Origin of the sequence: Paenibacillus sp. FSL F4-0236, from assembly GCF_038000135.1 — a bacterium.
In the GTDB taxonomy this organism is placed as follows: domain Bacteria; phylum Bacillota; class Bacilli; order Paenibacillales; family Paenibacillaceae; genus Paenibacillus_AQ.
In genome coordinates, this window is the sequence record NZ_JBBOBK010000001.1 from 6,177,737 (window position 1) to 6,191,783 (window position 14,047).

13 protein-coding genes are annotated in these 14,047 nt (G+C 44.5%); 12 read left to right on the forward strand and 1 reads right to left on the reverse strand.

Annotated elements, in window-relative coordinates:
• The first annotated feature begins 1 nt into the window (after position 1).
• From dnaB to NSQ29_RS27620, 9 genes are all read left to right on the forward strand, one after another.
• Complete coding sequence (gene dnaB, locus NSQ29_RS27580; protein WP_042131710.1) at positions 2 to 1,369, forward strand: replicative DNA helicase; 1,368 nt, start codon at positions 2 to 4, stop codon at positions 1,367 to 1,369.
• Between the two features lie 209 nt (positions 1,370 to 1,578).
• Positions 1,579 to 2,865: an adenylosuccinate synthase gene (locus tag NSQ29_RS27585; RefSeq protein ID WP_042193035.1), complete on the forward strand. Its 1,287-nt coding sequence runs from the start codon at positions 1,579 to 1,581 to the stop codon at positions 2,863 to 2,865.
• A 162-nt stretch (positions 2,866 to 3,027) separates the two neighbouring features.
• Positions 3,028 to 3,678 carry a hypothetical protein gene (locus NSQ29_RS27590; RefSeq protein ID WP_341126519.1) on the forward strand — a complete coding sequence of 217 codons (651 nt, stop codon included), beginning with the start codon at positions 3,028 to 3,030 and terminating at the stop codon, positions 3,676 to 3,678.
• A gap of 309 nt (positions 3,679 to 3,987) precedes the next feature.
• Entirely contained in the window at positions 3,988 to 5,532 is a 1,545-nt protein-coding gene (locus NSQ29_RS27595) for a M23 family metallopeptidase (protein ID WP_339268022.1), read from the forward strand.
• Between the two features lie 189 nt (positions 5,533 to 5,721).
• The gene (yycF, locus tag NSQ29_RS27600) at positions 5,722 to 6,453 is read left to right on the forward strand and encodes a response regulator YycF (RefSeq protein ID WP_042193032.1); all 732 of its coding nucleotides are present in this window, start codon (positions 5,722 to 5,724) and stop codon (positions 6,451 to 6,453) included.
• Positions 6,453 to 8,282: a cell wall metabolism sensor histidine kinase WalK gene (gene walK / locus NSQ29_RS27605; protein WP_042193031.1), complete on the forward strand. Its 1,830-nt coding sequence runs from the start codon at positions 6,453 to 6,455 to the stop codon at positions 8,280 to 8,282. Before yycF ends, walK begins: the two co-directional genes overlap by 1 nt.
• Positions 8,279 to 9,571 (forward strand): YycH family regulatory protein, encoded by a 1,293-nt coding sequence (locus tag NSQ29_RS27610; protein ID WP_042193030.1) that lies wholly within the window; start codon positions 8,279 to 8,281, stop codon positions 9,569 to 9,571. The genes walK and NSQ29_RS27610 overlap by 4 nt, the downstream gene beginning before the upstream one ends.
• A 38-nt stretch (positions 9,572 to 9,609) precedes the next feature.
• Positions 9,610 to 10,350, forward strand: coding sequence for a two-component system regulatory protein YycI (gene yycI / locus NSQ29_RS27615; protein WP_042193029.1), 741 nt, complete (start codon positions 9,610 to 9,612; stop codon positions 10,348 to 10,350).
• A 14-nt stretch (positions 10,351 to 10,364) separates the two neighbouring features.
• Complete coding sequence (locus NSQ29_RS27620) at positions 10,365 to 11,174, forward strand: MBL fold metallo-hydrolase (protein ID WP_042193028.1); 810 nt, start codon at positions 10,365 to 10,367, stop codon at positions 11,172 to 11,174.
• Here NSQ29_RS27620 and NSQ29_RS27625 read toward each other — a convergent pair.
• Positions 11,140 to 11,349 carry a hypothetical protein gene (locus tag NSQ29_RS27625; protein ID WP_313639770.1) on the reverse strand — a complete coding sequence of 70 codons (210 nt, stop codon included), beginning with the start codon at positions 11,347 to 11,349 and terminating at the stop codon, positions 11,140 to 11,142. The two genes, NSQ29_RS27620 and NSQ29_RS27625, sit on opposite strands and share 35 nt — an antisense overlap.
• A gap of 374 nt (positions 11,350 to 11,723) precedes the next feature.
• Between NSQ29_RS27625 and NSQ29_RS27630 the strand changes: the two genes are divergently transcribed.
• From NSQ29_RS27630 to NSQ29_RS27640, 3 genes are all read left to right on the forward strand, one after another.
• A complete protein-coding gene (locus NSQ29_RS27630; protein ID WP_042193026.1) occupies positions 11,724 to 12,968 on the forward strand; it encodes a S1C family serine protease in 1,245 nt (414 codons plus the stop codon).
• Between the two features lie 419 nt (positions 12,969 to 13,387).
• A complete protein-coding gene (locus NSQ29_RS27635) occupies positions 13,388 to 13,588 on the forward strand; it encodes a cold-shock protein (RefSeq protein ID WP_019914582.1) in 201 nt (66 codons plus the stop codon).
• A 92-nt stretch (positions 13,589 to 13,680) separates the two neighbouring features.
• The gene (locus NSQ29_RS27640) at positions 13,681 to 13,911 is read left to right on the forward strand and encodes a cold-shock protein (RefSeq protein ID WP_042131698.1); all 231 of its coding nucleotides are present in this window, start codon (positions 13,681 to 13,683) and stop codon (positions 13,909 to 13,911) included.
• Positions 13,912 to 14,047 lie beyond the last annotated feature (136 nt).

The following is a 14,047-nucleotide window of genomic DNA, read 5'->3' on the forward strand; positions in this document are numbered from 1 at the left end:
CATGGGTGGAGATCTCTTTTTCGATCGGGTTCCCCCGCAGAATCTTGAGGCGGAGCAAGCGGTAATTGGTGCTGTTCTGTTGCAGGATGAAGCGCTCATTACTGCAATGGAACGGGTGAATACCGAAGACTTCTACGATAAAGCGCATCAAATGATTTTTGAGGCGATGGTGCAGCTCGGAGAAGAGAGCCAGCCGATTGATCTTGTTACGCTTACTTCTAGACTGCAGGACAAGGGAGAACTCGAAGATATTGGTGGTGTTAGCTACCTAGCTAAGCTGGCGCATGCTGTGCCTACTGCGGCTAACGTAGAATACTACGCGCAGATTATTGAAGAAAAGGCTATGTTACGGCGTTTGATTCGTACAGCGACGCAAATCGTAAGCGAGGGTTACACCGGCGGCGAAGATGTAGCCGATATGCTGAGTGATGCAGAACGGCGAATTCTTGAAATCTCTAACCGGCGCAGCGGCAGTGGATTTATCGCAATCCGCGATGTTTTAATGGAAGTATTTGATAAGGTTGAACTCCTCCATCAGAATAAAGATAAGGGCGGCATGTCAGGTATTCCAACGGGATTTGTGGATTTAGACCATATGACTAATGGATTCCAGCGCAATGATTTGATTATTGTTGCAGCCCGTCCTTCTGTAGGTAAGACAGCATTCGCGCTAAATATTGCTCAGAATGTGGCCGTACGTGCCAAAGAGACGGTTGCCATATTTAGTCTGGAAATGTCTGCGCCGCAGCTAGTACAGCGGATGATTTGTGCCGAAGCTAATCTGGATGCGAATACTATGCGTACCGGTGACTTCAAGAGTGATGATGATTGGTCGAAGCTGACTATGGGCATTCAGTCCCTGTCGGAGGCGGAGATTTATATCGATGATACAGCAGGGATTACTGTAACGGATATTCGTGCGAAATGCCGGAGGCTCAAGAAGGAAAAGGGCCTGGGGATGATCGTCATTGACTACTTGCAGCTCATTCAGGGCCGCGGTAAAGGCGGGGAAAACCGTCAACAGGAAGTATCGGATATATCCCGTACTTTGAAGCAGATCGCTCGTGAATTGGACGTGCCGGTTATCGCCCTGTCGCAGCTTAGCCGGGGTGTGGAACAACGTCAGGATAAACGACCGATGATGAGTGACTTGCGTGAATCCGGTTCTATCGAGCAGGATGCCGACATTGTTGCGTTCTTGTATCGTGACGACTATTACAATCAGGACACTGAGAAGAAAAATATTATTGAAATTATTATAGCTAAACAGCGTAATGGTCCCGTTGGGACAGTAGAGCTTGTCTTCCTCAAAAACTTCAACAAGTTCGTTAACTACGAGCGAGCACATGCAGAACCATTTGCTGGGTAACCTGTCATGTATGATATCCGAACGATTGCACATTTCTTTGTGTAATCGTTCGTTTTATTTGACTTTGAAAAAAACGGCTGTTACACTGAGTATTGTCCTTTAGTGGGTAAATCCGCTTGGAGTCCGGAGGGCTACGTACATAAGAATGACGTACAGGGCCCATATTATGAAAAATAATGGTGCTTGCTAGCACCTACGGAGGAATGAACATGTCAACGGTAGTCGTCGTGGGAACACAATGGGGAGACGAAGGTAAAGGGAAAATCACTGACTTTCTAGCGGAAAGTGCAGATGTGGTTGCCCGTTATCAAGGGGGCAATAATGCCGGTCACACGATTCTGATTGACGGTGAGAAGTTTAAGCTCAGCTTAATCCCTTCTGGTGTATTTTATAAAGAAAAGACTTGTGTAATTGGTAACGGGATGGTTATTAATCCAGCTGCCTTGATCCAAGAAATTAATTATATTCACGAGAACGGCTTTGACACTAAAAACTTAGTGATCAGCGACCGGGCTCATGTTATTATGCCTTATCACATGGTACTGGATGCTCTGGAAGAAGACCGCAAGGGTCCGAACAAGATTGGTACAACACGCAAAGGCATCGGTCCATGTTACATGGATAAGGCTGCACGTAACGGTATCCGTATTGCTGACCTGATGGACGCTGAGGAATTCGAATTGAGACTTCGTCACTTGATGGAAGAGAAGAACCAAGTGATTACTCAAGTATATGGCGCGGAAGCTCTTGACGTTGAAGAGATTCTGACTCAGTACCTGGAATATGCGGAAGTGCTACGTAATTATGTGACAGATACGTCGGTCATTCTTAATGAAGCTATTGATGCAGACCGCAAAGTATTGTTTGAAGGCGCACAAGGGGTAATGCTTGATATCGATCAAGGTACGTATCCGTTTGTTACTTCTTCTAACCCTTCTGCAGGTGGCGTATGCATAGGTTCTGGTGTTGGACCTTCTAAGATTAAACAGGTTATCGGGGTTGCTAAAGCCTACACTACTCGTGTTGGAGATGGCCCGTTCCCTACAGAACTGAACGATGCAACAGGTGATTATATCCGTGAAACAGGTCATGAATATGGAACAGTTACAGGACGTGCTCGCCGTGTAGGCTGGTTTGACAGTGTTGTTGTAAGTCACGCTCGTCGTGTGAGTGGAATCACAGGCTTGTCTCTTAACTCGCTGGATGTGCTGAGTGGACTTGAGACTGTGAAGATCTGCACAGGCTACAAATACCGTGGTGAAGTAATCACGCATTACCCAGCTAGCCTTAAGATGCTGGCAGAGTGCGAAGCGGTATATGAGGAGCTTCCAGGTTGGAGCGAAGATATTACTTCTGCAAAAACATTGGATGATCTACCAGCGAACACACGTAGATATGTTGAACGTGTATCTGAGCTTACAGGGATTCCGATCGCCATCTTCTCAGTAGGCCGTAACCGTGAGCAGACGAATCAAGTAATGCCAATTTATATCTAAATATATTTAGTCATTTATAAGGGACCTCGCGAGAGGTCTCTTTTTTATGTTTACTTTTATGCGTATGTTTCCCGAAGCCGGTTCTAGTCAATACTGGGAGTATAGAAAAACATGGAAAAAATATACCAGATAGACTTGAACATAGGTGAGAGGAGAGAAGAAATGAAGATCGTGAAGCGTGCACTGGGAGTATGTCTAATTGTAGTACTCGCAAGTACACTTTCAATTCTAACTACGGGCGTGGTTGTAAATGCTTATATTCAGTCGGTGCTGGCGAGCTTCGATATTAAAGTGGATAGTCCAGGCCCAGGTTTAGGTGGGATGGTCAAGAGCATTATTGGCATGGATAGCCAATCGGACTCCAATAAAGCGAATAAAGAAGCGACGACAACAGGCAGCGCGGTAAACAAGGATAAAGATAAAAGTAAGGATACACCTGAAAAAGGGGAGCCGGTGGAGGAAAAAGCACCCGAGGATGCTTTACCGGTTATGGGCCAAGCCTCAAATGAGTCTTCTACTAACGAAAGCCAGAGTGGAAGTTTAGAGGACCAGAAATTGGTAATGACACCTGAGGCAATAGGTGACTTAAAAGATAATCTCCCTTCGGCGGAGAAGGTAAATATATTCAATATCTTGATGTCCAAACTACCGCAGGATGAGATGCAGAAAATCTCCACGGCGATGGAGGATGGTCTAACGGAGGATGAGGTTAAGGAGCTGCAACAAGTCATTGCCAAATATGTTGATCCCGATGAATACGAGAGTATAATGAAAATGCTTACACCAACTACAGAAACTCTACAGCAACCATAGTAATTGTCAATTTCTAGACACAAGAAAAAGGCTAAATTTTCATATTTGCGCAAAAAACCCGCGTATTTCGTGGGTTTTTTTATGTGTACAAAGTTGAAATTTTCCGCTCAGCTATGGTACATTAGACAAGGATGTTCAAAGGGTTAATTTTTTGTAACCAATTGTAACCTTTTTGAGGGTCCATTAGAAGCAGGAAATTAGAACTAGGATAAGTGGAAATATTCATGGTCGTAATCTATATACTCGAGATCGTATAACTAGCTTGGCCGCTCGTCTCGGATGACCGAGCGGACTGAAAGGGAGAGTTTCATGAAGGGATTTAAGTTCATGCGCCGGATGGGGAAACTGCAGGATAGCGACACAGCAGAATCCGGAGCAGATGTTCAGCAGAGCCACAATTTAGATCACGACTCCACACACTTTCATCAAGAAAAAGGAACTCGTAGATTCCGGCACTCTTGGATTTTGGGAGCTGTTGGTTTAGTACTTCTAACCACTGTGTTGATTGGTGCAGAGAAAAAGTATGTAGCAGCCAATACTGAAACCTTCTATCAAGTGTTGGTGAAGGGTAAGGAGATCGGGAAGCTTAACGATCAGGCACAGCTTAATCAGCTGTATGATAAGAAGCAACAGGAATATCAGGACAAGTATCCAGATTCAACGATGGTGCTTCAGACAGAAGGCATTACAATTAAACAGGAGAAAGCGTACAAGCCGGAAGTTGATAGTGAAGCAACGCTTAATAAACTAGATGGAATGCTGAAGGCCTATGCCGTAGGTGTACAATTATTGGTAGATGGCAAGGTGGTTGGCATTGTTAAGGATCAAGAGACCGCAAATGCGGTGCTTGAAGGGGTAAAGAATCATTATGTTCCGCAAACTAAAGTAGCAACGGCTAGTAAGCTCACAAGAACAGCAGCCTCAAGTTCAAGTGCTGCGAAAGCAAAAGCTCCTAACCAAGTGGAGTCAGTCAAAATTAGTGAAGAAGTTGCTATTGTTCCAGTGAAGACAGATCCTAACAAAGTGTTGGATGTGAAGGAAGCGGTCAAAACTCTTACCGAGGGTAAAGAAGCACCACTTCTTTATACCGTTCAAGAGGGCGATACGATTTCGGGGATTGCCAAACGGTTTGAAATTACACAAAAAGAGATCTATAGTAACAACCCGGATGTGAAAGAGCTAACGTTGAAGATTGGAGATACACTGAAGCTGAAGGTACCACAGCCAGATGTTACAGTTGTTACTGTAGAGCAAGTGTCAGAGCAGGTGGTTACTGAGCCTGAAGTGATCGTGCGGAAAAGCGACCAGTTACCAGCAGGCAAAAGTAAGGTCGTTCGTCCAGGACAAACGGGCCTTAAAGAAATGCAGTATCGGTTAACAAAGAAAAACGGAATGGTCGTACAAGAAGAGTGGTTGGGTCAGACCGTTATTAAATCTTCTCTCCCTGAAGTGGTTTATCGGGGTACGAAGGTAGTTGGTGAAGGAACAGGCATGTTCAGTTGGCCAGTAAGCGGAGCAACCCTTACTAGTAGTTTCGGTGAGCGCTGGAGCCGTGCTCATAAGGGTCTAGATATGGTATCTGGCAACCGAAGCATTAAAGCCTCTGATGCCGGAACTGTAATCTTTGCTGGTGTGAAGAGTGGATATGGAAATGTGGTTATCGTGGATCACCGTAACGGATACGAAACCTATTATGGCCACTTAAACAGCATCTCCGTTTCTACGGGACAGCGTTTGGAACAAGGCGCCAAAATTGGTGTAATGGGCAATACTGGACGCTCGACGGGAACACATCTGCATTTTGAGATTCGGAAGAATGGCACTGCAGTAAATCCAATGAAGTATTTGCGATAATTCATACTTTAACCTCAACTGCTCGATTAAACTCGAGCGGTTTTATTTTTTTTAATATAGGAATGACGATATAGCTGTTTCTTTTTGCTGGGGAAGCCGATTCCTTATTTCGTAGGATGTGACGGTAAGACAGGTATGTTAAAATAAAGGAATGATCTTTAAGTAGGGATAGGAAGGTGAAGCTGAGACATGCAGATGGGAACGATTCTGGTAGTAGACGATGAACAGCCTATTGCTGATATATTGAAGTTTAATCTAGAAAAAGAAGGCTACGAGGTTATTTGTGCTTTTGATGGTAACAGTGCAGTAGAATTGGCATTGTCCAAAAAGCCTGATCTTATGCTGCTTGATCTTATGCTGCCTGGTAAGGACGGGATGGATGTTTGTCGTGAGGTTCGTTCTGCACATTTGGACATTCCTATCATTATGCTTACTGCCAAAGACGGAGAGATTGATAAGGTGCTTGGTCTAGAGCTTGGTGCGGATGACTATGTGACCAAACCTTTTAGTACACGTGAGCTACTCGCCAGAGTGAAGGCCCAAATGCGGAGACAGCACAAACCGTCACCGCCGGGAATGGCGAATGAACCTGCAGAGACCAGACAGGGTATATACCATTTTGATCTATTTATTGATACAGATATGTATCTGGTTTATAAGGGTGGGGAGCCGCTTGATTTGACCCATCGTGAATATGAGCTGCTCTACTATATGATTAAACATGCGGGTAAGGTGATGACCCGGGAGCATTTACTGCAGGCTGTGTGGGGATTCGAGTATTTCGGCGATGTGCGGACCGTAGACGTGACGATCCGTCGTCTAAGAGAGAAAATTGAGGAGAATCCCAGCAAGCCGGAATATATTTATACTCGGCGCGGACTTGGCTATTTGATGCATAGCCCTAAAAGCGGAGGACTGTGATGAAGTGGTGGTCCTTTTTCCGGACAATTCAGGCCAAGCTTATTATTATTTATGTGCTGCTGATTCTGATAGCTATGCAGTTAATTGGAGTCTATTTTGTCAGCTCGATGAAGAACTCGTTAACGGATAACTTCACGAAGGATCTTAAAGCACGTGCGGAGATGCTGTCCATCCTGACTGCTGATAAATTCGGTAGTGAGGCTGGTACCGTTGACGAGGAAACGGCTGTAGAAAGTCTGCGTGGTATGGTTAATAATCTTTACATTAACGGGGCCGAGATTCAGGTGCTTGATGCCAGCGGCAAAATCATCACCACCTCCGTGCCCTCTCAGAATGACTATGTCGGACAGCGCAACACTCAGACCGTAGTCAATCGCGCCTTGCAGGGGATCAGCGATAATGAAGAATATATTATTGCTGATGATAATGTGCGAAAAAAGGTTGTGGCCAAGCCGGTACTTTCCGGTGACAAGGTAGTAGGTGCAATCTATATTGCTGCTGACATGAAAGATTTATATGCGACCATGGGCAGGATCAACAGTGTATTCATCTCTGGTTTGCTGTTAGCCTTGGGACTGACAGTTGTCCTATGTGTTATTCTTGCACACACCATTACGCAGCCGATTAAAGAAATGACTAGGCATGCAACAGCTGTTGCTGAGGGTCGGTTCAATCGAAAAATGCCCGTGCTCGGCAACGATGAAATTGGACAACTCAGTCAGGCATTCAATTATATGACCGGCAGATTGCGTGAGGCGCTCTCTCAGAATGAGGAAGAGAAAGAGAAGCTTACCTCTATTCTGACGAATATGAGTGACGGTGTGGTAGCCACGGATGAGAATGGTGTAGTCATTCTTATGAACCTTCGAGCAGCACTTATGCTGGGAACAGAAGGTCCGTTGCCGGAAGGTGCCCCACTGGATAAATTGCTAGGTCTTGATTATGAGCAGAGTGGTTCCTTGGCTAAAGGAAATGCCCAGTCTGCAATGCTTCATCTGACACATATGGGTGGAGAAGATTCTAATATCGTGAGAGTTACGTTTACTCCGATTCATCGCCGTGAAGGTGGGATTGCCGGTACTATTGCCGTGCTGCAAGATGTAACTGAGCAAGAGAACCTGGAGGAATCACGCCGAGAGTTCGTCGCGAACGTTTCGCATGAGCTAAGAACACCACTTACAACGATTAAGAGCTATGTGGAGGCACTTGATGATGGAGCGCTTGAGGATCCGCAGTTAGCGGTTCGTTTTGTTGGGGTTATTCGTAACGAAACCGAGCGTATGATTCGTCTGGTTACGGATCTACTGCATCTGTCGCGTCTGGATTCCAAGGAGGCACTTCTCAGAATTCAGCAGACGGATATTACTGAAATGCTAGAGGATGTAGCAGACCGCTTTTCTTTTCAGATTCGGCAGAAGCGGATCGACATTAGTACAAGGGTCCGTAGGGATGTAAGCACAGCATGGCTCGATCGTGATCAAATCGATCAGGTCTTGGGGAATTTGGTCTCCAATGCATTAAAATATACGCCAGAAGGCGGTACGATTGAATTGGAAGCCTTGAAAAGTGAGGATGGAATGCTCTCCATTTCTGTACGGGATTCCGGGATTGGTATTCCGAAGAAAGACATCGAGCGGATCTTTGAACGTTTTTATCGGGTGGATAAGGCGCGTTCACGGAATATGGGAGGCACCGGACTTGGCCTTTCCATTGCCCGGGAAATTGTGAAAGCCCATGGAGGCTCTATTTCCCTGCAATCCGAGCTTAATGAAGGCTCTAAGGTAACCTTTACGCTACCTCTGAATGCGCAAAGGGGGAGTGAGGCATGAAGGAGAGATTGAAGTCATGGATTCTAGCCTTGCTCGTGCTGGGAAGTCTTGTTGAGAGTTACTATTTGATTTATCGCTTGCCTGGTGCAGACTCAGCGGTACTCTCCGAGAATCTATATGTGAAGACAGACAATATGGGTCCGGAGGAAAAGGTTGAGAACCTGCTGTACCCTGATAAAATGATCATCCATATGGGCGATAACAAACATACGCTTTTTTATCCAGACTCAACGTTCTATAGCTTGATTATGAATCGGTTAAAAGGGCGTGGATTTGAAAGCTTCCAGCGGCACTCGGTACAGGATTATGATTGGGATAAGATTCGAAATGAGAATCCGGGGATTGAGCTTTCGTTCGGATCCGGCATTCCGGTAACGTTACTTCAGCGGGTTATGCAGCTGTCACCTGACTCCCTATTTGAAGGAGAAAGCATTGATCGCATTTGGATCTATAACATTAAGAATGACTCCAAAGCGCATGCCATTTTCTTCAGTACGAGAGGCGACATTATATATGAAGCGGCAAAAGCGGATTTAACTGTGCAAGACGTGCAGCAGCATGTGGATTTCGGCAAGAACTGGACGCCTTACAAGTCCGTAGATGGTGATTATTATGTGCCAGACAGCAAGATTTCTCTGGTTCAGGTTGAGATGCCTTCAGGCATGTATACCATAGAACAAATGCAGAACAATCTTTTCTTCGATGTTGGAAGTACTAGATATATTCGCGAGAAAAATGGCTCGGAGATTTATACGGATAGCAAACGGAGTCTTCAGGTCGATAAGGAACGCAATTGGATGAGCTATAGCGATCCTGCCGCACTTCCAGCCGGAGACAGTACACCGGCCAAGGATGCGCTTGAAGCTGTAGAATTTGTGAACCAACATGGTGGATGGAATGGAACCTATCGTCTTGAAGCCACCGAGGAGGGGAGACAGGAGAGAAAGGTCTCTTTTCAACAATATTATGGTTCCTATCCATATGGCTCCTATCCGATTATGAGTAACTCGCAGCTGCAGTATGGTGTAATTAATCTGGAATTGCAGCAAGGCACCGTATCCTCTTATGAACGCTCGTTAATCTATATTGATGAGAGTAAGGCAGAGAAGAAAATCGTAGAGCTATCTGGAGGCGTGGAGCTAGAGAATCAATTGTCTGCGGTTAGCAAAACTTCGGCGGTGAAGGATTTAACACCTGCGTATGTACCTGTAGTGAAAGAAGAGAAGCTGCAACTACTTCCAGTCTGGAAGGTTACGCTTATTGACGGCAGCGTTCTTACATTAAATTAATGTACAAGTTGTTCATATAACATTTAGGAGGTAAGGGTATGGATTGGGGAAGAGCCAAAAATGTACTAATTTGCGCCTTTTTAGGTCTAAATCTGCTGCTATGTTATCAGCTGTGGATTGATTTGCGCGATCAGGTTAGTGCCAATCTCGATTTCACTTCCCTGTCCGAAGAAACCCAGGCGGTCATGGAGCAGAAAGGGATTCGTGTGTTGTGTCCCATTCCGGCTTCTACCCCGCAGCTTCCTAATATAACTTATCGATATTCTGCTGAAGAGCAGAATGAACCACCCATTAAATTAGATGTTCCTATAGACAGTAAGCTGATCTATTCTTCCTTCACTGACCTTAGCAAGGCGCTTGAGAGTCAAATACCGGATATCGCAAATTATCGTTTTGATTCTCAAGAAAGTGAAGTTGGGAAGTTCGTGCTTCACCCGCTAGTTCAGAATCAGTGGTCGCTATTCCGAGTTAGGTTAGAGTTGATTAATAGTGATCAGAAGATTGTAGCTTTCCGCTCACCTAAGATTGAGATAGGGGCAAGCAGTAGCGATAAGGAACAGAAGGTACTGCCGGCATCGCAAGCGCTTAGCAGTTTGATTGAAAAATATTTTCCGGCAGACTCCGTAGTAAAGGAGATTGAGCTTGGTTATTATGGTGAGTTGTTCAACTCCGAAAGTCAGGTAGCGTCGCCAATGTGGCGGTTCATGCTGGAGAACGGCAATGCCTATTATGTGGATGCTATAAGTGCGGACATCATCAGTCCGAAGACAACAGATTAGAAGGAGTAAGGAAAATGGGGATTTCATTTACAGTACTGTCCAGTGGTTCTACCGGAAATGTAACGGTGGTTCGGAACGGGGAGACAACACTTATGATTGACGCGGGACTAAGTGCCAAGCGGATCGATGAGCTGTTGGCCATGCGCGAGCTAACGGGTAATGATATAGACGGGATTCTAGTCACACACGAGCATTCCGATCATATTAAAGGACTCGGGGCAATGGCCCGTAAATACGATCTTCCGATTTATGCGAACACCAATACCTGGGGAGCCATTGAAAAAGGCATTGGGAAAATACCCGACTATAACCGAATCATTATGGAGTCGGGACAGCATAGGGATTTTGGTAGTCTGCGTGTAGAATCGTTTGCAATTTCTCATGATGCGGCGGAGCCGGTGGGTTACAATTTTTATGATGGAAAAGAAAAACTGTGTGTAGCTACAGATCTGGGATATGTTAGCGACAAGGTAAGAGATGCGATTTCAGAGGCGGACGTATTGGTGCTGGAGGCGAATCATGATATTGAAATGCTGAGGATGGGACGTTATCCGTGGAATACGAAACGACGTATACTTGGCGACATGGGTCACCTTTCTAATGAAGCAGCCGGAGCAGCACTAAGTGAAATTCTCACAGGACGGACTAAACGTACCTATTTAGCGCATTTAAGCCGGGATCATAATATGATGGATTTGGCTAAAATGTCGGTACGTTGCGCAATGGAGGATCGGGGCTGTTTCTTTAAAGATAGTGAGTTTAAGCTTTGCGATACGTATTATGACCAACCTACGCCATGGGATAAGCTGAGCCAGTTGTCATAAGCTGATCAAGCTCGGCAGTCTTTCGTTCTAATTCTTGGCGGGAGATCAGGCCTTTATCGATCATCAATTCGATCATAGCACTGAAGGCAAGGGTCATATGGTAGTGTTCATCCTTCAAATCGCCAAGCTTACCGATAAACTCCACCAGATCCATACTTGTGGAAAAAGAATTCATAATTATACCTCCTTATGTAGTAAAAACAGAACTGGAGTTGTAAAAAATTCGCAGGCTTTTTACCTCAGGAAAATCACGAAATGAGGGTTGCCTGTGATACAATTATAGACGTGATAAGCAAACTCTAAATTTATGGAACCTTTCTATTAGTGTAGTCTTTTAAGTTGCAAAATATTCCTAGTAGAGAAGATATATTGAAAGATTCTAAAATTCTTTCGATTAACTGAAACTATTGTGTGGTTAATGGATAAAGTGAAACTTTTTAGTGATTGTTGGAGTCTAAAGGATGCAGAGGTATATGCTTGGAACGTGATTGCTAGAGGTTCAGGTTTTAGATACTGTGAACGGTTGGCAATAGAAGGGGGAGATTTTCGGTGGGATTGTTTGATGACGATTTCTATTCAACTAAAGTATCACGGTCCAGAGGGGATGAAGCATCAAAGGGATCATTTGCTAACCGCAAGCATTCTGTGCGAAGATCGCGCAAGGGCTTATCCACTTGGCAAATATCCGCCGTCTGCTCCTTAATCAGTGCTGTGGTGGCAGTGTTTTTATTCAGTATGCTTACTGGACAAATGAGTCACGAAACTGCCCCGAAGTCGGTAGTAACAACTGGGGAGGTTGCCCCAAGCAGAGATCCGTTTGACCGTATCATTCAAGCCGCTGCTACGGTTCGTCCTGCAGTAGTAAGTATTATCAATCATAAAGAAGATAATAAAGAATTGAACATTCTGGATGAGTCAGCATTAGGCTCTGGAGTGATTTATAAAAAGGTAGATAATAAAGCATTTATCATTACTAATAACCATGTCATCGAAGACTCTAGCAATCTTGAAGTCGTAACAGTAGATGGCGAGACACGTAAAGCTACACTCGTTGGAACGGATAAAGTGAGTGACATCGCGGTCCTTTCTATTGATGCCAAAGGGATCAATACAATCGCAGAGCTCGGGGATTCCTCGAAGCTTCGTCTAGGTGAAACGGTCATTGCCATCGGAAACCCGTTGGGACTTGGTGACACATTGACTTCAGGTATTGTCAGCTATACTGAACGGAAGGTTCCCGTATCCTTGAATCAGGACGGCGTATATGATTGGGAGCAAGAGGTCATTCAGACCGATGCAGCAATTAATGAAGGCAATAGCGGCGGGGCGCTTGTGGATCTGGATGGTAAAGTCATCGGTATTAACACGATGAAAATCTCCGATGCAGGTGTAGAAGGGCTGGGTTTTGCTATTCCAGCTAACCATGTGATAGATACCGCTAATGAACTGGCTGAGAAAGGGCGGATTGCCCGTTCCTACTTGGGCGTATATTCGGTAGATTTAAACAATCCTTACATTCCTCTCGCAGAGGACCAACGCAAGGAACTGAACCTACCGAACAATGTTAAGGATGGAGTTGTAGTTCTGGATGCTGTTGGACCTGCACAAGAAGCGGGAATACAGTTCAATGATGTAATTACGAAATTTAATGATGAACCTATTACATCCACGCTTTCCCTTCGCAAGTATTTATATAATCAGACGAAGATTGGTGAGGATCTGAAGATTACCTATTATCGAAATGGGAAAGTCAATCAGACTACAGTAAAACTTCTTGAAAAACCAGAGGAATAATATGCTGGAAGTCGGCATATAATGATATAGCAGTAATGACAAGTAGAGCGGACTACCCCTTCGGTTGAGAAGGTAGAGCTTCCTGAAATAGCGATACTCTGTATCGCTATCGGGGATCTATTTCTTCTAAAGTTTTGATAAATATGGCAATTATAAGCTGATTTAATCAATTTTGGGCTGACTGGCAACCCTTACATTGGAAGGTAATACTTATTAGGGTAGAAACGGATATATACGGATGCCAGCTTGCCTTTGCTAATCAGGTGTGGTAATATGATATCAATCATACATTTAGTCCCTAATTTTCGCATTGAAAAGGGCTGTTATATTCGGTAATACAACCTTTTTCAATGTGTGAATTTTTTCTTTGTTTGAAGATAAAAAGAACATATTAATTTAAATTTGTGGAGGTAACACACATGCAAACAGGTACAGTTAAATGGTTCAACGCAGAAAAAGGATTCGGATTTATCGAAGTTGAAGGCGGAAGCGACGTATTCGTTCACTTCAGCGCAATCACTGGCGACGGCTTCAAAACTTTGGACGAAGGCCAACGCGTTGAATTCAACGTTGTTCAAGGCAACCGTGGACCACAAGCCGAAAACGTTGTAAAACTGTAATAATAGAAGAAACCGTCCCAGCTTGTGAAAGTTGGGACGGTCTTTTTATATCTAGTTAGTCACTATTGACTTACAGGATGGGAGGAACGGCAATGAACTACCGGAAGAAACCTTTGGAAGAAATACCGGAAGAAAATACCGCGATTTGGGCGTGTACCAATGATGGATGCAACGGATGGATGAGGGATAATTTCGCATTTGAACATGCGCCTTCTTGCCGTCTATGTGACTCTCCAATGGTTCGCAGCACGAAGATGCTACCACAATTGCTTAATTCGAATGGCGATCTCAAATCGCTGAAGAAGGGTATTTCCATTACCTAACCAATGCCTTTATGAGTCAAGCTTGTTATAGAACAGTGAACAACTTCAAGACGGTCAAACCGTCTTATTTTTTTTGCTTTTTTTAAGGTAAATTGTGATTTTTGTCACAAATCATTTGAATTTCACCGTTAAAAGC

Excerpts from the sequence above, each read along its gene's own strand:
- dnaB (WP_042131710.1), top strand. The coding sequence starts at position 2 with ATGGGTGGAGATCTCTTTTTCGATCGGGTTCCCCCGCAGAATCTTGAG.
- NSQ29_RS27585 (WP_042193035.1), top strand. The coding sequence starts at position 1,579 with ATGTCAACGGTAGTCGTCGTGGGAACACAATGGGGAGACGAAGGTAAA.
- NSQ29_RS27590 (WP_341126519.1), top strand. The coding sequence starts at position 3,028 with ATGAAGATCGTGAAGCGTGCACTGGGAGTATGTCTAATTGTAGTACTC.
- NSQ29_RS27595 (WP_339268022.1), top strand. The coding sequence starts at position 3,988 with ATGAAGGGATTTAAGTTCATGCGCCGGATGGGGAAACTGCAGGATAGC.
- yycF (WP_042193032.1), top strand. The coding sequence starts at position 5,722 with ATGCAGATGGGAACGATTCTGGTAGTAGACGATGAACAGCCTATTGCT.
- walK (WP_042193031.1), top strand. The coding sequence starts at position 6,453 with ATGAAGTGGTGGTCCTTTTTCCGGACAATTCAGGCCAAGCTTATTATT.
- NSQ29_RS27610 (WP_042193030.1), top strand. The coding sequence starts at position 8,279 with ATGAAGGAGAGATTGAAGTCATGGATTCTAGCCTTGCTCGTGCTGGGA.
- yycI (WP_042193029.1), top strand. The coding sequence starts at position 9,610 with ATGGATTGGGGAAGAGCCAAAAATGTACTAATTTGCGCCTTTTTAGGT.
- NSQ29_RS27620 (WP_042193028.1), top strand. The coding sequence starts at position 10,365 with ATGGGGATTTCATTTACAGTACTGTCCAGTGGTTCTACCGGAAATGTA.
- NSQ29_RS27625 (WP_313639770.1), bottom strand. The coding sequence starts at position 11,349 with ATGAATTCTTTTTCCACAAGTATGGATCTGGTGGAGTTTATCGGTAAG.
- NSQ29_RS27635 (WP_019914582.1), top strand. The coding sequence starts at position 13,388 with ATGCAAACAGGTACAGTTAAATGGTTCAACGCAGAAAAAGGATTCGGA.
- NSQ29_RS27640 (WP_042131698.1), top strand. The coding sequence starts at position 13,681 with ATGAACTACCGGAAGAAACCTTTGGAAGAAATACCGGAAGAAAATACC.